Here is an 18,574-nt window from a genome sequence, read left to right on the forward strand (position 1 = left end):
GGGGGAATGTCAACATGCGTAACACCAATTTACAAGCGATGATTGAATCTGCAATTCTCGCAGCCTTCGCCTTAATCATCGACATTTTACCATTATCAATTAAAATCCCAACAGGCGGTTCTGTTTCATTTGCTATGATCCCTATTTTTATTATTGCGTATCGCTGGGGATTCAAAATGGCCTTTTTAGGAGGGCTTATTTGGGGGTTATTACAAATTGTCTTCGGAGATGCCTATATTTTAACGCCAATACAAGCGGTTATTGAATACTTCATTGCTTTTGCTTTTATTGGATTTGCTGGCTTATTTTATCGCTCAATTCAAAAAGCCATTTCAAATAACCAAGGAAAAAAAGTTCTCTTGTATATAATCTTGGGAACATTGATCGGCAGTTTTGCACGCTATTTCTGCCATTTTATTGCGGGAATTATTTTCTGGGGACAATACGCACCAAAAGGACAATCAGCCTTTCTATACTCTTTCATTGTAAATGGTAGTATAATGCTTGCTTCTTTTGCATTATGTACAGTATTGCTATTGCTTCTATATACAACGTCACCACGTTTATTCCAAAGCATTCGTGCTTATCCTATTCATTCAAAAAATAAGAGCGCCTAAACGCTATTCTTTAAGTTGTAGAGAAAGAATTCTCTACAACCTTTTTTATGAACAGAATGGAAAAGGCACTGTAGATTTTCTCTACAGTGCCTTTTCGTGTCTCAGTACTTAATTGTTACTTTCATGCAATTCTAGAATAGGAGTATCCGAAGAAAATTGTCTTGGCTCAGTTTTCTTTAAGTGATTTTTGACGTTACACTTCTGATATTGGACAATCCATGCTTTAATAGGGTTAGTAAAGATGATTCTTTGCTCTTGATTAGGGGTCCCTTCTTCCAAATTACAATGTTCGCCCCATTTACACCATCTCATTGTAAATGTTGAAGAAGTTTCATCATCTGATTGATCAAATAAGTGAGAAAGAGTCATCTCTCCATCTAGTATGATAGTATTACTAGTAGATAGAAAAGCAAAGTTTGTCCAACGTTTCTTCATTCCCTCCTACTCCTTTTCGCATAGAATGCCTAAAACTACATTTACCTAAAATGGGTTTGTCTCTTTCCTTACACTTTTTATAGTACCCGAAATAATATTACTCAACTATCGATTATTCTTACAATTCACCTTACATTTTTGTAAGAAATAAAGTGAAACTTTAATCAGTAGTGGTTTTCTTCATCCCCCACTAATTATGAGCCCTCACCAATCGGGCTGCCCTAAAATAGCGGGATAAAAAAACCTCCATCTCTTATAAATGAAGGCCTTACATTATACTTTATTTTTTATTATTATTTAATCCCGCTTCATATAATTGACGCATCATTCCATGAGAAATAGCTCCAAGAATTAAAGTCATTCCAATTAACGAAACTCGAAGCACAGGAATATCAATTATATAAGCTAGCAACCCAAGAACAATTGTTAGAAATAATGCTTTTATAAATGTAACACTTGTGTACTGTTTCTTTTTCATGACTCTCACCTTTCATGAAAACGTTTTCCTTACCACTATTATATCATATCATCAGACCTTTTACGGAGGATTTTGTTAAAAAATATTGAATTTTCACTTCTCATCATCATGTTTTGACTTTTCTTTCTCTATCCTTTACAGTCGAAATGTTCATAAGTTTTATAACGTAGGAGGCTTCTCATGAATATTAAAATAAAAGATACATTAATCTCCGAAGAAACACTACAGGCAAAAGTCAAAGAATTAGCAAGCCAAATTGAGCGTGATTTTGCTGGAGAAGAAATCATTATTATTGCTGTATTAAAAGGTTCTTTCGTCTTTGCCGCTGATTTAATTCGTCATATTAAAAACGATGTAACTATTGATTTTATCTCTGCATCTAGCTATGGTAACCAAACGGAAACAACGGGGAAAGTTAAATTACTAAAAGATATCGATGTCAATATTACCGGGAAAAATGTCATTGTTGTAGAAGATATTATTGATTCTGGTTTAACACTTCATTTCTTAAAAGATCACTTCTTCATGCATAAACCAAAAACATTGAAATTCTGTACATTACTGGATAAGCCAGAACGTCGTAAAGTAGACTTACAAGCAGAATATGTAGGATTCCAAATCCCTGATGAATTCATTGTTGGATACGGTATTGACTGCGCAGAAAAATATCGTAACTTGCCATACATCGCTTCCGTTGTAACAGAAAAGTAAGTTGACACTTCCAGAAAGTGTATTTCTATCATGCATTATTACTAAAGAGGCAAAGGGAGAGATACAAATGAATAAGACAGAGTTTGAAAAAGTTCTACTCATTGTCAATCCAAAAGCAGGACAAGGTGATTTACATACAAATCTAGAAAAAATTGTCCCGCCACTAGCAGCCACTTTTCCCGACTTACGAATCCTTCATACAAAAGAGCAAGGAGATGCGACAAAATATTGTAGAGAATTTGCAAGTGAAGTTGATTTAATCATTGTCTTTGGCGGTGATGGAACCGTTTTTGAATGTACAAATGGACTAGCTCCTCTTGAAATAAGACCAACTCTTGCCATTATTCCAGGAGGAACTTGTAATGACTTCTCTCGTACACTTGGCATTCCACAAAATATTGCTCATGCAGCAAATGTGATTGTAAAAGGAGATACAAAGCCAGTTGATGTTGCAAAAGCAAATGACCAATACTTCTTAAATTTTTGGGGAATTGGACTTGTTTCGGAAGTATCTCATAACATTGACGCAGAGGAAAAAGCAAAGCTTGGGAAAATTGGTTACTATTTAAGTACACTTCGTACCGTTAAAAATGCTGATACTTTCTCTGTCAAGATTACGTATGATGGACAAATATACGAGGATGAAGCTGTCTTAGTAATGATAGGAAATGGAGAATATCTTGGTGGAATTCCTTCCTTCATTCCGAATGTACAATGTGATGATGGTTCCCTTGATATTTTTGCTGTAAGATCAACAGGTTTCCAAGCATTTAGAGATTATATTAACAAGAAACTCTTTGAAGACACTGATGAAAATGATATTTTTCATGCACAAGCAAAATCTATTCGCATTGAAACGAAAGAGGAAAAAGAAGTGGATACAGATGGAGAAAGTGCCCTGCACACACCATGCCACATTGAATTGTTACCTGGGCATTTTACAATGATTTATAACTCTAATACCGTGCGATAAAGTTATCATGAACGAAACTAGCTCCTTACCCGTAATTTCGTAGGTTAATTTGGTTACACTGAATAACTATAAAAAACAAACCAAATCAGAGCTACATTACGAAAGGAGCTAGTTTATTATGAAGGATATCACAAAATACGTAGTTTTAAACATTTCATTCCTATTTATTTACTACCGTACTTTTTTTCTGTATACACAAATACGAAATACTAGCAATGCTAAAAATAATACCACCGAAATAAATTCCATACTTCGTCGCCATTTCTACAATTGTTTCAATATCATTTCATATAGCCAAAGTGTATCAATCATTTTTTAAAAAATAGCATCAAAAATTCTTAAGATTTTATGAAGAAGTAAAAAAGACTTTGCGCACACCCGCAAAGTCTTTCTCCATTTATAAACCAAATATTTAATAGTATGAATCAACTGAATCGAAACGGAATGATCCTATTTGTTCATTCCTTTAAATTTCCGCTGTATGTTATAAAAAGCGACGCTAGATAATGTTGTGGGCCGATCCTCCAGAAATAGCAGACATTACATCTACAACTTGTTGGAAAAATTGTTTACAATCTAACTCACCACGGTGTAATTCCTTATATAATTGTCCATCTTTCATGAAGATAACACGTTTACAATAACTTGCCGCAAAGGCATCATGTGTAACCATTAAAATTGTTGCATGATCATATTCATTCAATGATTTCATACTTTCTAATAAATCAGTCGCTGCTTTTGAATCAAGCGCCCCTGTTGGCTCATCTCCAAAAATCATACTTGGATTTGTAACAATAGCACGAGAAGCTGCGCAGCGTTGCTTTTGTCCGCCAGATATTTGATAAGGAAATTGATTTAAAATATGATCAATTCCAAACTTCTTCGCAATTTCAAGTACGCGTCGGTCAATTTCATTTGCTTTTATCTTTGATAATGCAAGTGGTAACGCAATATTCTCTTTTACTGTTAACGAATCTAGTAAATTATACTCTTGGAAAATGAAACCTAAATGATTGCGGCGAAATAAAGCCAATGTATCATCATTCATCTTTACAATATCACTTCCATCAATGAAAATCTCACCGCTCGTCGCATGATCAATTGTAGAAAGAACATTTAAAAGAGTCGTCTTACCGGAACCAGATGGTCCCATAATTCCAACGAACTCACCTTCTTTTACTTCCAAATGAATGCTCTTTAACGCTTCAAATTGATTTCCACCTGTATCATATATTTTTTTTATATTTCTTGCTTCTAGCACTGTTTTCATCTATCATTCCTCGTTTCTTCTATTCTTTCTTTCCACTCTATCTACTCTCTACTTTTGCCACTATCGATGTTTCTTACAAAAAGAGGTCAGTTATGTAAGGGCTTTTAGTAGAAGAAAACGAAATACAGCTTTGCGAAATAACTACTTTACTACTGTAACACCAAGGATCAAGAACCATCCATTCATTCTTCTTACAGGAACATTACATTTCTGTAAGATTAAACAGCACCTATATCATTGTACATGGAATGTTAAATGCGGTTATTTCCTTCCTGCTACTCTAGAATCCAAACTTTGTAAAAGTAAAAAAGCTGTTCTTCCCCTAGAAGGAAAAACAGCTTTTCATTTTCCCTCTCCCCCTTTAGTCGTAAACGTAAACACCCACGCTAATAAATCTGGAAATACAGTCGTGTTTAAAGAGTAAACAACGAATTGTCCTCTTTTTTCATCTTGAATAAATTCAGCAGTTTTAAGTGATGCGAATCAATAATTAGACATTTAGATATTTATCTAAATATCTAACCAACAATAAATAATTGTAAATGATTCACATGTATCTTTTTACTTTTTCCACTTTTGTCCTATACTGTTTAGTAGCACTTATTGCAACATAATGAAAAGACAAGAAACACATGTTACACTATAGCTACAATGGCTTTTGGAGGAGGAATATACATATGTATACAGTTTTAATCGTTGAAGACGATCCAAATATTTCATCTTTGCTTCAATCTCATATTCAAAAATATGGTTATGAAGCTGTTATTGCGGAAAATTTCGATGATATTCTAGAATCATTTAACGCTGTAAATCCACATCTTGTCTTACTTGATGTTAATTTACCTAAATTCGATGGTTTTTACTGGTGTCGTCAAATTCGTCATGAATCAACCTGTCCTATCATTTTCATCTCTGCTCGTGCAGGTGAGATGGAACAAATTATGGCAATTGAAAGCGGTGCGGATGATTACATTACAAAACCATTCCACTATGACGTTGTGATGGCAAAAATAAAGGGACAATTACGACGGATTTATGGCGATTATGCACCAAATATTTCTGAACGAATCGTTGAAGTAGAAGGATTAAAATTATTCCCGGAACGACCAGAAATGCACTTTAAAGCTGAGCAAGTTCTTCTTACAAAAAAAGAGGCCATTTTGGCAGAAATGCTTCTAGCGAAGTTCCCACGCACAGCAAGCCGTGAAGATTTACTAGCTGCACTTTGGGATGATGAAAGCTTCGTGGAAGAAAATACATTAAATGTAAATATTACACGCCTTCGTAAGAAGTTTAATGAACTTGGCATTCAAAATGGAATTGAAACTGTGCGCGGATTGGGATATCGCTTAAATGCAACTTGGAGTGAATAAGCATGAGGTTATTTTTACGTGATCATTTTGCATTTTTTCTACTATATGCTTTAAATTTCGGTATCATTTTCATATTATATGACGCTGTCGATGGATTTCAAAATAACAAATTTTATTTTATCGTACTAAGTTTATATTTATTTATTTGCTTCCTTGCTTATCGCTATGTTCGCAATCGGAGAATGTATCATCGTTTAAGTGAACCACCCGATAAACTGGAAGATGCATTTATTGAAAGAGCAACAGCTCCTATGCCTCATAGTGTAAACGAGCTTGTTCGCACACAATATCGTTTGTTTCAAAAAGAATTGCAAACGTATGAAGTAAAACAACAGGAACATCAATTATTTATTAATCACTGGGTACATCAAATGAAAACTCCCGTTTCTGTTATGCAGCTTATGGTTCTAGAAATGGAAGATGAGCAATTAATTCCTAAGTTTAAAAAGGAACTCGATAGATTAAATCAAGGACTTGATATGGCATTATATATGGCAAGATTAAATAACTTCCACGAAGACTTCCATGTTGAAACCATATCATTGAAAGAGATTGTAACGAAAAATATTAATGGATTAAAAGAGCTATTGATTCGCAATGGAGTCTTCCCCGTGTTAGAAGTGCACTCTGATTTTAAAGTTGCTTCTGACGCGAAATGGTTGAATTTCATCATTTATCAATTAATGACAAATGCTGTCCGCTATTCGGGAGAGCATGGGAAAAAAGTTTTCTTATCTGCCTATTCTAATGGGACAAACATTGTTTTAGAAGTGCGCGATGAAGGTGTCGGTATTCCAAAAGAAGATATTCGCAGAGTATTCGAACCATTTTATACTGGAAAAAATGGTCGCACATTCGGAGAGTCTACCGGCATGGGCCTTTATATTGTAAGCAAAATTTGTGATTATTTAGGCCATTCCGTAACGCTCGATTCTGAAGTAGGCAAAGGCACTTCTATTAAAATTATTTTCCATCATGCTGTAAATAACGTATCTGATGAAAATAAGACGGTGATAAGTACATGACAATAGCATATTTCACAAAAGTGTATGAGGATTCATTCTCATACACTTTTTACAGCAAGATTTTTTGTTCTTTTATAAGGAGGCATACAGCATGACATTTTGGCAATTCGCATTAAAAAATGTAACACGTAACTCAAGAGCTTATTTCGCTTATTTTGTAAGTAGTGCGTTTTCCATTGCCACTTTCTTTTCATTTGCAGTGTATTTATTTCATCCTCGATTACAAAATATGAGTACATCAGATGCCGTAACAAGCTTAATGATTTTATCAGAAGTGATTATTGTCGGTTTCTCATTTTTATTCCTGCTTTATTCCATCGGTACTTTTTTAAAAGTGCGCAAAAAACAGTTTGGTATTTTAACCGTCTTAGGGATCTCACAAAGACAATTAAAGCGTCTTATATTTATGGAAAATATGTTAATTGGAGGATTGTCTATCTTTTTTGGGATACAATTCGGACTCGTTTTTTCACAATTTTTCTTGCTTGTAACAGCCAAAATCACACACGCATCTGGTCTATACTTATATTGGCCCACTGGTGCGATTATTTTAACTATAACAATCTTTCTTGGTCTCTTTATTGTTGTCTCAACTTTTACTCCTATGCTTATTCGAACAAGAAAAGCAGTACGCTTACTAAAAGAAGGGAATATGAAGCAGAAGGAACGTAAGCCTTCTATATTTATTTCTCTTTTTGGTATTACTTGTTTACTTTTAGGATATATATTAGCTGGCAATCCAAAATACTTTCTATCACTCGGCTTAGAAATCGGAACCATATACATTGCTTCTAGCGTTTTTGTTATTCCAGCACTCGTTACGATTGGAACATACCTTTTCTTTTCTCAAATTAGTTTCCTGCTGATTCGTATATTAAAAAGACAAAGAAAATTTTATATGAAACGGATTAATATGCTGTGGATTTCTGATTTAGCAAGTCGTATTCGAACCAATATTAATATGCTCTTTATTGTAGCAATGCTCTCCGCCCTTGCATTTACAATGATTACATTCATATATGGATTAGGAAAATTTATGAAATTTGATGTAGCAAACAATAAGCCATTTCCTTTCACTTATATTTCATATGATGCCAATCCATTTGCCTCACAGCATATGAATTGGCTAGAAAAACGACTTAGTGAAGAACAGTTTTCCTATAAAAAATTGAAAACTGATCTATATGAAATTTCATTGCAAAAAGACGAAACCATCTCATACGACCGAACTGCATATGTACTAAAGGAAAGTGATTATAATAAACTGGCAGATGCTTTAGGCTTGAAACACCTTTTTGTAAAAGACAATGAAACATATGTACTACCTGGGCATGGTTATCAAAATGTATTGAGCCCTCTGCAAAAAGATCTCAAGCAAACAAACATTACGCTGTCCCAGGCTTCACTTACATTACAAATAAAAGGATATGAAACATTCAGTGTAATACCGACTGGATTAACATCACAATTACTAATTTTATCTGATGATACTGTCCATGCATTATCCAGCCATATGAAGCATATGACACTATATAACTTTGCTGTACAAGATTGGGAAAGGACACACGTAATCGCTAGGGAATACCTTGATAAATTAACGGCAGATCGAAAAAGTATTGCATCGGAAGAGCCTTTATATATGATGGAAGAAGCAAGTGATACATTATATCAAATTAAATTAGGTGCTGCTTCCTTCTTCTTAATTGGTACGTTCCTTGGTGTCATTTTCTTTATCGGAGCTGGAAGTGTTCTTTATTTCCGTATGTACACCGATTTAGCAAATGAACATGAAAAGTATATTACCATTACCAAAATTGGTCTAACCGAATTAGAGATGCAGCAATCGGCTACGATTCAACTTGCTATCTTGTTTTTTGTTCCTTATATTATGGCTTCCATCCATACAATGTTTGCAACGAAAATGCTACAAGAAGTGATAAACTTATCATTATTTACTGAAGTTACAGTTGTTCTCATTATATTTGGAATGGTCGAGATTCTCTTTTTCTTCTTAATTCGTTCCTTGTATATACAAAAGTTATCGCAGCACATTAAGCTTTAAAAAATAGAAAGGTGAATTCTTATGGAAGAAGTATTGCATATAAAAAATGTCTCAAAAGTGTATGAGGGTAAGGTCCCTCATACTGCTTTAAAAAATATTAATTTACATGTAGATAAAGGAGAGTTTGTTGCCATTATGGGGCCTTCTGGGAGTGGAAAGTCCACTTTCTTAAATGTAATTTCAACGATTGATTCTCCTACTGCTGGTGAAGTATTTATTAATGGCAAACAGCCGCATACGTTCCGGCGTGAAAAGCTTGCTGTATTCCGCCGTCAAGAACTAGGGTTTGTCTTTCAAAACTTTAATCTTTTAGACACATTAACAATTGGAGAAAATATTGTCTTACCATTAACGCTAGACAATGTTCCTTTAAAAGAAATGGATGAAAAACTTGATAGTATCTCAAAGAAACTTGGAATTGATCATATTTTAGATAAACGAATTTTTGAGGTTTCTGGTGGACAAGCCCAGCGAACTGCAGTAGCTCGTGCGGTCATTCATCATCCATCTCTTCTACTTGCAGATGAACCGACGGGAAACCTAGATTCAAAAGCAGCCATCGATGTTATGGAATTGTTTACAAAACTCAATAAAGAAGAGAATGCTACGATTTTAATGGTAACGCATGATCCTTTTGCCGCAAGTTATTGCAATCGCGTTATCTTCATTAAAGATGGAGAGCTTTATAATGAATTACATCGCGGATTGTATCGTGAGAAGTTCTATCAAGAAATATTAGATGTATTAGCATTGCTTGGCGGAAGACGCGGATGACGTTTTTGCAATTTGCATTTAAAAATGTAACGCGCAATTCGAGAGCTTATTTTGCTTACTTTGTAAGTAGTGCATTTTCCTTTGCTGTGTATTTATTTCATCCTAAACTTAAAAATAGTGAACTCAATCAAGCCCTTAACATCTTGATAGCTACTTCCGAAGTTGTCATTCTCTTCCTCTCCTTTTTCTTTTTGCTATATTCTATTGGTACCTTTTTAAAAGTACGCAAGAAACAATTTGGCATCTTAACTGTTTTAGGAACATCACAAAAACAATTCATACATGAAAAACGTTCAGCATGATCTCGAATCCGTTCAGACGGAGCATCCTCCATTTCATGCTACTGAGACCAGCAATTCACTGTATCAATTAGGAGTTGCCTCTTTTTTCTTAATTGGTACATTCCTTGGTGTAATCTTTTTCATCGGTGCTGGAAGTGTTCTTTATTTCCGTATGTACACCGATTTAGCAACTGAACATGAAAAATATATTACCATTACCAAAATCGGTTTAACAGAATACGAGATGAAACAATCTGTTACCATTCAGCTTGCCATCTTATTCTTTGTTCCATATATTATGGCTTCTATTCATACATTTTTTGCAACAAAGATGCTGCAAGATATATTAGGCTTATCCTTATCTGCTGAAATCACAGTTGTGCTAACGATTTTTGGATCGGTTGAAATTCTCTTTTTCTTTTTACTTCTCTCTCTATGCAAAAATTATCACATCCTATTAGATTATGAATAAAATAGCCTTGTGCGTCACACACAAGGCTATTTTTAATAGTTTTTGTTAGCAGCCGTAACCATATCCGCCATATCCGCAATAGCCGCCGTAGCCACCGCCGAAGCAGCTAGCTCCGATAATAATTAACAGAATAAACAATACAATTAAAAGCGCAAAGCCGCCTCCGCAACCATGATGTCCATGCCCATGTCTGTTATCGCACTTTTCACTCATTTGCTCTATTCCTCCTTTACTATCATTCGTAACAAGATCTCCAATCTTGCTCTAAATGAGGGGATTCAATTTATATTATGTTTTTGGGGCAAATGGGAAGCTTGTTTGGCACAAAAACGGGCTTGTGCTCTTATGTACAAAGAAAAAGAGGATCCGCTATATGAATCCTTTTTTTATCTCTTATATATAATATGTTGCTTTGTTATTTCCTCTAATCTCTCGCGGTTCACAGCATATCCAAGCCCAGTAGCTTTCGGAACAATCACTTTTCCATTCTGAAGCGTTACTTCTGGCAAAATAATATCCTTCTCCCAATGTCTATTAGAAGCAGAAATATCTCCTGGAATCGTAAAGTTTGGAAGCGATGCTAATGCAATATTTTGTGCGCGTGAAATTCCCATTTCAACCATACCGCCGCACCAAACTGGAATGTTATGATTCCTACAATAATCATGAATTTGAATGGATTCCGTAAGTCCTCCCACTCGGCCCGGCTTAATATTCATAATGCGACAACTTCCAAGTGTAATTGCTACTCTTGCATCTTCCAAGCTATGAATACTTTCATCTAAACAAATGGGGGTTTCCATTTGTTTTTGAAGCTTGGCGTGATCCAAAAAATCGTTATCCGCTAACGGCTGCTCAATCATCATTAATTGAAATTCATCCAGCCTTTTTAACCGCTCAATATCCGCTAACGTATACGCAGAATTCGCATCTGCCATAAGTGGTATCTTTGGAAAAACTCTTCGTATTTCCTTTAGCAATTCATAATCAAGTTCCGGCTTAATTTTCACTTTAAAGCGCTGATACCCTTCTTCTGCGTACGTTTCAATTCGTTTCAACATATTGGGAACTGTATCTAACCCGACTACAACCCCTACTTCAATTTCTGGCTGTGTTCCCCCAAGTAAAGTTGCTAATGACTGATTATGACGTTTCGCATATAAGTCCCATACAGCCCCTTCTATTCCTGCTTTCGCCATATGGTTCCGTTTTATATGTTGAAAGAGACTAGGAATTTCATCTGGGTGCATAATTTCAAGCTTTAGCAAATCTGGCAATAAAAAATCTCGAAGCATATGAAGTGCTGTTGTGATTGTTTCTTCCGTATACCACGGTTCTGAAAAGGCGACAACTTCTCCAAACCCGATATATCCGTCCGTATCCTCCAATTCAACTACAATGCTTTCCCGTCTTTCATATGTGCCATAACTCGCAGCAAAAGGAATAACAAGCGGCATTTCTGTTACATAGAGCGTTGCCTTGTTAATTCTCATTTATTTCTCCTCCAAAAGCTGCCTTAGTTCACGTCTTAATAATTTTTTTGAAGCATTACGCGGTAACTCATGTAAAAAATAAACCGCTTTTGGCACCTTATACTTTGCCAATTTCTCTTCGCAAAAATGAATCATTTCTTCCTCGGTAACCTGCCCCGCTTTTACAACAAATGCAACAGGTACTTGTCCCCATGTTTCATCAGATTTTCCAACGACACCTGCTTCTAAAACGAGCGGATGAGAAAGTAATACCTCTTCAATTTGCGCAGGATAAATGTTTTCGCCACCTGAAATAATTAAATCACTGCGACGATCTAATACATATAAAAATCCTTCGTCGTCTACATAACCAAGATCACCAGTATGAAGCCAACCATCTACAATTGTTTCACGCGTTGCATCTTCACGCTTAAAATATCCTCGTGTGACGTTAGGACCTTTCACAACAATTTCTCCTTCTACATTTGCAGGCATAACCTTACCGTCCTTCTCAATGCGAAGTTGACATGGGAAAAGAGGTTTCCCTGCAGAACCAACTTTCGTTAACATATAATCAGCAGAAAGCGTACAAATTTGTGAAGATGTTTCTGTCATTCCATATGTTTGATATACTGGAATTCCTTTTTGTACACATGCTTCTAAAAGGGGCTTTGGTGCCGGTCCTCCGCCTAATAACATGCAGCGTAAAGAGCTTGGATATGTTTCATTTCCCAGTCTCTCTAACAAATCTGTCAACATCTTTGCAACAACTGATATAATGGTTACCCCTTTTGTTTGAATGGCTTGATGAATAAAATCTGGGTCATATTTGGGAACTAACAATACTCGCATACCGTACATAATGTTTTTCATTAAAAGAGATAATCCGCCTACATGAAACATTGGCATACATGCTAACCAACAATCATCATCGCGAAGCCCTAAATTCAGCGAAGAACCCACAGCACTTGCCCAATGGTTCCCATATGTTAAAATAACTCCTTTTGGCTTGCCCGTTGTTCCAGATGTATAAATGATTGTCATTGCCTCTGCTAAAGAAAATTCCTCTTGAATCACCACAGACTGCTTTGGTCCGTTCTCCACTTCCTCAAATGTGTAGACAGGCACCTGCTCTGGTTCAAATATTTGATCAGTTAATAAGCAAATCACTTCAGCATCTTCCATTTGCCAAAGTAGCTCTTCTCTTGAAAGACGTGTATTTAGTAATACAGCTATAGCTCCTATATAAGATAGTGCATGAATCACTGCAATCATTTCCATACCATTTTTCATCAGAACAGCCACTTTTTGACCTTTTTTTATTTGTAAGTAAGCAAGGTTTTCACAAACAGATACTACTTTTTCATGTAATGCGAAGAAAGTAATTTTCTCCTCTTTTGTTTCAATTGCGATGCGATCCGGTGTTAAAAATGCACGTTGCATTAGCCAATTGGGCATTGTCTCCATTTCCAATTCTCCTTCCATGAAAGAAAGAGACTTGATGTGTATCAAGTCTCTTATTCTGAACGAGCTACTTCCGCATGGGAAAGTAAAAATTACTCTTCATGCGAAAGAACATTAGCCGTCAGGGATAGACATTCGATTCCGCTTTTGATCAAGGGAAACGAGGGAATTGTCCGAAGTCTGGACGGCGTTTTTCTTTGAACGCGTCACGACCTTCTTTTGCTTCGTCAGTTGTGTAATACAATAACGTTGCGTCTCCCGCTAGTTGTTGAATACCAGCTAGGCCGTCCGTGTCTGCGTTGAATGCAGCTTTTAAGAAACGTAATGCCATTGGGCTCTTTTCTAAAATTTCTTCTGCCCATTTTACTGTTTCTTCTTCTAATTGATCTAGTGGTACAACTGTATTAATTAAGCCCATATCAAGCGCTTCTTGTGCGTTATATTGGCGACATAAATACCAAATTTCACGAGCTTTCTTATGACCTACCATGCGAGCTAAATAACCAGCACCGTATCCACCATCAAAGCTTCCTACTTTCGGACCAGTTTGTCCAAATACTGCGTTGTCTGCCGCAATTGTTAAATCACATACAATATGAAGTACGTGTCCACCACCAATTGCATAACCTGCTACCATTGCGATAACTGGTTTCGGAATTGCACGGATTAAACGTTGTAAGTCTAATACGTTTAATCGAGGAATTTTGTCTCCTCCTACATATCCACCATGACCGCGAACTTTTTGGTCGCCGCCAGAACAGAATGCACGTCCACCTTCACCAGTTAAAATGATAACGCCGATATTTTCATCATCACGCGCATGTGCAAAAGCATCGATTAACTCCATTACCGTTTCAGGACGGAATGCGTTATGTACTTCAGGGCGATTAATCGAAATCTTTGCGATACCATTGTATGTGGAATAAATAATATCTTCGTAATTGCCTTCTTTTATCCATTCGATAGCCATTACTCTTACCTCCTTTTTGTTGTGCTAATATAAGTTCAACTTTCTCTAAAAAAAGAAAGCATCACCGTATGGTTTTTAAAAATCCCTCTACTATTGTACCAAACTTTTGCGGTTGTTCCACATGAATTGCATGGCCTGCTTTATCAATTTTGACAAATTTCGCGTTTCGGATGCGTTTTTGCATATTTTTTAAGATTAAAAAAAACTTTTTGTCATACTCTCCACTTAGTAACAGAACAGGCATCTTCAGTCCTGCCAGCTCATTCCACCAAGAAGGCTGAGCGCCTGTCCCCATACCTCTTAAACTATTTGCAAGTCCCCTCGGATGATTTGCGAGCCGCTCTTTTCTTACTGCCTGCTTTATGGCTTGTGGCAATGTTTTTTGCGTTGCAAATAAAGGTATGTTTTCCCAATGATTTACGAAGACTTCGATTCCTTCTAATTCAATTCGCTCTGCCAATTGTTCATCCTTCATGCGGCGTGCTTTTCTGTCCGCCTCTGTTTCGAGCCCAGCTGTACAGTTTTCTAATATAAGTGATTTTACGCGCTCCGGATACAAACACGACATTGTAATGGCAAGTCTTCCGCCCATTGAATATCCAAGTATATGCGCCTTTTCAATTTGCAAGTGATCGAGCAACTTTGTCATCTGCACCGCCACATTTTGAATATCATAATGAACTAGGCTTTCAGGGCTTTCCGTTTTCCCATGTCCTACAATATCAACAGTGATCACTTGAAACTGTTTGCTCCATAAAGGAAGAAATGACCGCCATGTTTCCATGCTTCCTGTAAAACCATGAAGGAGCAATAATGCCTCCCCACTTCCAGCCACTTCATATTCATACGCCACACCTTCTAGTGTTACTTTCATTCCGTGTCACCTTGCAACATGTCTTTGATTTCTATTACGGATTTTGCCCACAATTTACGATGCAACTGTACATTTTCTTCTCGATTCGTACAAATTTCCACAACATGTAATCCTCTTTCTATTATTCCTTTTTGTACTTCCTCACGAAATGCTTCCCAGCCACTTACGCGAACAAATGAACCACCGTACATCTTTACAACATGCTCATAATCAAGACCAAGCGGTGTTCCAAATAGCGATTCAAAATGCTCTTTTGACTCATATTGTGGTAAGAATGAAAAAATACCTCCACCATCATTATTCACAACAACAATAGTTATATTTAAATCATGTAATTTCGCTGCTAAAAGACCATTTAAATCATGATAAAATGATAAATCACCAATTACTAATACAAGTGGTTCACAAACAGTGCTTGCTCCTAATGCAGTGGAAATAATTCCATCAATACCATTCACACCACGATTGGCCATCACATGTATTTTTTTCTCGTTTGTAAATAAAAATGTATCTGCATCACGAATTGGCATACTGTTACTTACAAATAATGTCGCACCTTCTGGTAATATACGAACAATATCTGTAATCACTTTTCCTTCAAAAGCAGTATCATATGCTTCAACTTCACGAAGTGTTTCCTTTGTTTTATCGTTTATATGTTTCCATTTTTTGAACCAGTCATTCTGTTCTCGTTTTTGCATATGTTCTGTCATCGCTTTGCAAAATGCCACATCGCTTGCAGAAACAACTTCTGTTGTCATTAAAGCTGGGTCTCGCCACTTTCCAGATTCATCTACAATGATATGAACAGCACTCTCTTGTTTTTTTATATATTGCGTTAATGCTTTTGATACAGGCATACCACCAAAACGGATGATGATATCTGGCTTCCACGTATCTTTTAATAATTCATTTCGCAAAAAGGTATCATAGCAATCGATAATCATTGTTTGATTATGGCTTCCAGTCCGAAGATTTGAAAGTGGGTCCGCTAAAACTGGGTATCCTGTTTTCTCCGCAAACTCCGCAATCACTTCTACAAGCTCTAGGTGACTATCGTCTCCACAAACAATAAGCCCCTTTTCTAGACGTGAAAGGCGCTTTATAAGAGAACGGATATATTCACTCGTTAGCGTCATGCTTCCTTGTTGAACCCTATTCGTATATTCTCCGCACCCTTGTTCCCACAATCCATCTAACGAAAAGTCTGGAATAAGTGGTTCGCGAAGTGGGAAGTTCATATGGACAGGTCCCATTGGTGCAAAAGATGCACTTGCCACAGCACGTCCAGCTGCCATGCGAACATATTGATACATTGGCTCTCTCGCTTCTGGAAGTGCCATTTCCATAAATTGTTTCACAAATGAGCCGTATAAATTGAATTGATTCATTGCCTGCGGTGCTCCTACATCTCTCAATTCATGCGGTCTATCTGCAGTTAAAACGAGTAGGGGTACTCTTGCATGATACGCTTCACAAACAGCTGGATAATAATTTGCTGCGGCTGTTCCCGACGTACATAATATCGCCACAGGCTGTTTTTTCGCTTTCGCCATACCGAGCGCGAAAAAGGCCGCGGATCGTTCATCTACGTGTAAATATGTTTTTATTTGTTCATGCTGCTCCATTAATAAGGCTAGCGGTGTTGATCGCGAGCCTGGACTAATGACAACATCACATACATTTAGACGCGCTAGTTCGTCAACAAACGCGCCTAAATAATATGATAATGCTTCTATATGATTATTCATTTCATCAATTCCTCCAAAGCACCAAGCATCGGTCTAAACTTCAAACTTGTCTCTTCATATTCAAGCTGTGGGACAGAATCCATTACAATGCCACAGCCCGCAAATAAGGATGCCTTTTCACCATTTAATAATCCACAGCGCAATGCCACTGCAAATTCTCCGTTCCCTTGCTCATCCATCCAACCGATTGGTGCCCCGTACAATCCTCTATCTAATAATTCAACATCACGAATTAATTTCATCGCTACGTGACGAGGTGTGCCACCAAGAGCTGGCGTTGGATGCAATTCTTCTACCAATGTTAAAAGGGAAGCATCCCCCTCCGCTTCAACAGGTGTATATAAATGAATTAAATTTTTCGTTGTTAATAATCCTGGACTCTCTGGAATATTAACAAATTCGCAATGTTCCTGTAATACACTACGGATCATATTTACTACATAACCATGCTCTACTAAATTCTTTTCATCATGAAGGAGCATTTCGCCATTTTTTTGACTCTCTTCTATAGAATTCCCCTGCCCAATTGATCCAGCAAGGCACATAGAAGTGAACTTATTCCCTTCTTTACGGATTAATCGTTCCGGTGTCGCTCCTAAGAAGCACGCTCCTTTATAATCAAAAGAAAATACATAGCAATCCGGCTGTCCAATACGAAGTGCTTCTAGCACGCGAGCAGAATCAATTTGTTGGTCTATTTCTAATTTAAGTTCTCGCGCTAATACCACTTTCTGTATGTTTCCCTTTCTCATTTCCTCTTGTACTTTTTCAATTGCATGCATCCATCCTTGCGGGTCTACTTCCACTTTAGAAGTAACCGTTAATCGCGATTCTTCAAGCGGATATTCACTTTCTTGTAAAATTCTTTCCTCTAAAGAAGAAATTTCTTCATATTTCTTATCCGCAGAATCTTTAGCCGAAACAAAAGTATTTATCGTAAGCCATGCTTTTTCGTTTTTTACTGTTAATAAAAAGGCTGGCAATGAAAATGTTGTATCTTTAAATTCCTTCCAAAGCTCCGTTTGTTCCTTTTCTGGATCAAATGAAAAACCGCCAAATAAAAGCGGACCTGTCCCAAATTCATACGCTTCTCTTTGAATAACCGCCTTCTCTTGTACTCTGTTCCACTGCTGACGAGCATCTTGAAAGCGTGCATTTGAAGAGTTTACTATGTTGAAAACAGAACCAATCCCCGCAAATATAACGCGCTCTGCTGGATCTGCAAAATAACATCTATGCTCGGATGCAATCCTTTTTCCTGCCGCATAAAACAGCAACGGATCTATCCAATCTATTTGTTTTACAAAACTAACCAATGTCTGTTCATTTGTACTCTTTTCAATCGCTGTAGTGAGTACTTCTTGCAAGTCTTTTTGTTTCGTTTGAATCACAAAGTCTCCCCCCTATGGGCGAAAAATAGTCATAAATACGCTTGATTTTAAGATACACCTCAAACGAAAGTCATGTCAACGATTAGCATTTCTGAGAAATTCGTCTGCTCTTCCTAAAAAATAAACGTTGACACTATATAATGCTTTTTTCTACACTTAAGTGTGTACATTATGTGACCAA

General features: G+C 36.7%; 18 protein-coding genes and 2 pseudogenes. 9 read left to right on the forward strand and 11 right to left on the reverse strand.

The genetic code is table 11. From position 1 onward, the window contains the following. Positions 1 to 14 precede the first annotated feature (14 nt). Positions 15 to 617: an energy-coupled thiamine transporter ThiT gene (gene thiT / locus BCER98_RS17475; RefSeq protein ID WP_012095934.1), complete on the forward strand. Its 603-nt coding sequence runs from the start codon at positions 15 to 17 to the stop codon at positions 615 to 617. 108 nt (positions 618 to 725) lie between these two features. Here thiT and BCER98_RS17480 read toward each other — a convergent pair whose 3' ends face one another. Together BCER98_RS17480 and BCER98_RS17485 are read right to left on the reverse strand one after the other, a co-directional pair. Next, entirely contained in the window at positions 726 to 1,052 is a 327-nt protein-coding gene (locus BCER98_RS17480) for a hypothetical protein (RefSeq protein WP_041810091.1), read from the reverse strand. 280 nt (positions 1,053 to 1,332) lie between these two features. Then, the gene (locus tag BCER98_RS17485; protein WP_012095935.1) at positions 1,333 to 1,530 is read right to left on the reverse strand and encodes a hypothetical protein; all 198 of its coding nucleotides are present in this window, start codon (positions 1,528 to 1,530) and stop codon (positions 1,333 to 1,335) included. A 180-nt stretch (positions 1,531 to 1,710) separates the two neighbouring features. Between BCER98_RS17485 and hpt the strand changes: the two genes are divergently transcribed. Together hpt and BCER98_RS17495 are read left to right on the forward strand one after the other, a co-directional pair. Next, a complete protein-coding gene (gene hpt, locus BCER98_RS17490) occupies positions 1,711 to 2,241 on the forward strand; it encodes a hypoxanthine phosphoribosyltransferase (protein ID WP_012095936.1) in 531 nt (176 codons plus the stop codon). Positions 2,242 to 2,308: 67 nt separating this feature from the next. Further along, complete coding sequence (locus BCER98_RS17495) at positions 2,309 to 3,214, forward strand: diacylglycerol/lipid kinase family protein (RefSeq protein WP_012095937.1); 906 nt, start codon at positions 2,309 to 2,311, stop codon at positions 3,212 to 3,214. Between the two features lie 499 nt (positions 3,215 to 3,713). Here the strand turns inward: BCER98_RS17495 and BCER98_RS17500 are convergent, their stop codons facing one another. Then, positions 3,714 to 4,484 (reverse strand): ABC transporter ATP-binding protein, encoded by a 771-nt coding sequence (locus BCER98_RS17500; RefSeq protein ID WP_012095938.1) that lies wholly within the window; start codon positions 4,482 to 4,484, stop codon positions 3,714 to 3,716. Between the two features lie 342 nt (positions 4,485 to 4,826). Then, positions 4,827 to 4,961, reverse strand: a pseudogene (locus tag BCER98_RS21420) (transcriptional regulator); the annotation flags it as partial. Between the two features lie 200 nt (positions 4,962 to 5,161). On the opposite strand from BCER98_RS21420, the gene BCER98_RS17505 reads away from it, so the two are divergent. The 6 genes and pseudogenes from BCER98_RS17505 to BCER98_RS17530 all read left to right on the forward strand — a co-directional run. Further along, a complete protein-coding gene (locus BCER98_RS17505) occupies positions 5,162 to 5,857 on the forward strand; it encodes a response regulator transcription factor (protein ID WP_012095939.1) in 696 nt (231 codons plus the stop codon). Between the two features lie 2 nt (positions 5,858 to 5,859). After that, complete coding sequence (locus tag BCER98_RS17510) at positions 5,860 to 6,882, forward strand: sensor histidine kinase (protein ID WP_012095940.1); 1,023 nt, start codon at positions 5,860 to 5,862, stop codon at positions 6,880 to 6,882. Positions 6,883 to 6,973: 91 nt separating this feature from the next. Beyond that, positions 6,974 to 8,944, forward strand: coding sequence for an FtsX-like permease family protein (locus BCER98_RS17515; protein WP_012095941.1), 1,971 nt, complete (start codon positions 6,974 to 6,976; stop codon positions 8,942 to 8,944). Between the two features lie 21 nt (positions 8,945 to 8,965). Then, positions 8,966 to 9,718, forward strand: coding sequence for an ABC transporter ATP-binding protein (locus BCER98_RS17520; protein ID WP_012095942.1), 753 nt, complete (start codon positions 8,966 to 8,968; stop codon positions 9,716 to 9,718). Continuing rightward, entirely contained in the window at positions 9,715 to 10,020 is a 306-nt protein-coding gene (locus BCER98_RS22285) for an FtsX-like permease family protein (protein ID WP_041810093.1), read from the forward strand. The genes BCER98_RS17520 and BCER98_RS22285 overlap by 4 nt, the downstream gene beginning before the upstream one ends. A gap of 13 nt (positions 10,021 to 10,033) precedes the next feature. Continuing rightward, positions 10,034 to 10,471: pseudogene (locus BCER98_RS17530) on the forward strand (ABC transporter permease); the annotation flags it as partial. A gap of 45 nt (positions 10,472 to 10,516) precedes the next feature. On the opposite strand, the gene BCER98_RS21430 reads toward BCER98_RS17530, so the two are convergent. The 7 genes from BCER98_RS21430 to BCER98_RS17560 form a co-directional block, all read right to left on the reverse strand. Continuing rightward, positions 10,517 to 10,684: a YjcZ family sporulation protein gene (locus BCER98_RS21430; RefSeq protein ID WP_081428408.1), complete on the reverse strand. Its 168-nt coding sequence runs from the start codon at positions 10,682 to 10,684 to the stop codon at positions 10,517 to 10,519. Between the two features lie 173 nt (positions 10,685 to 10,857). Further along, the gene (gene menC / locus BCER98_RS17535) at positions 10,858 to 11,964 is read right to left on the reverse strand and encodes an o-succinylbenzoate synthase (protein WP_012095943.1); all 1,107 of its coding nucleotides are present in this window, start codon (positions 11,962 to 11,964) and stop codon (positions 10,858 to 10,860) included. Next, positions 11,965 to 13,410 (reverse strand): o-succinylbenzoate--CoA ligase, encoded by a 1,446-nt coding sequence (locus tag BCER98_RS17540; RefSeq protein ID WP_012095944.1) that lies wholly within the window; start codon positions 13,408 to 13,410, stop codon positions 11,965 to 11,967. Between the two features lie 148 nt (positions 13,411 to 13,558). Beyond that, a complete protein-coding gene (menB, locus tag BCER98_RS17545; protein ID WP_012095945.1) occupies positions 13,559 to 14,377 on the reverse strand; it encodes a 1,4-dihydroxy-2-naphthoyl-CoA synthase in 819 nt (272 codons plus the stop codon). Positions 14,378 to 14,438: 61 nt separating this feature from the next. Further along, on the reverse strand, positions 14,439 to 15,251 hold the full coding sequence (gene menH / locus BCER98_RS17550; protein WP_012095946.1) for a 2-succinyl-6-hydroxy-2,4-cyclohexadiene-1-carboxylate synthase: 813 nt from the start codon (positions 15,249 to 15,251) through the stop codon (positions 14,439 to 14,441). Continuing rightward, the gene (gene menD / locus BCER98_RS17555) at positions 15,248 to 17,002 is read right to left on the reverse strand and encodes a 2-succinyl-5-enolpyruvyl-6-hydroxy-3-cyclohexene-1-carboxylic-acid synthase (protein WP_012095947.1); all 1,755 of its coding nucleotides are present in this window, start codon (positions 17,000 to 17,002) and stop codon (positions 15,248 to 15,250) included. Before menD ends, menH begins: the two co-directional genes overlap by 4 nt. Then, positions 16,999 to 18,393 (reverse strand): isochorismate synthase, encoded by a 1,395-nt coding sequence (locus BCER98_RS17560; RefSeq protein WP_012095948.1) that lies wholly within the window; start codon positions 18,391 to 18,393, stop codon positions 16,999 to 17,001. The genes menD and BCER98_RS17560 overlap by 4 nt, the downstream gene beginning before the upstream one ends. Positions 18,394 to 18,574: the final 181 nt, after the last annotated feature.

It is taken from the genome of Bacillus cytotoxicus NVH 391-98 (assembly GCF_000017425.1).
GTDB classification, from domain to species: domain Bacteria; phylum Bacillota; class Bacilli; order Bacillales; family Bacillaceae_G; genus Bacillus_A; species Bacillus_A cytotoxicus.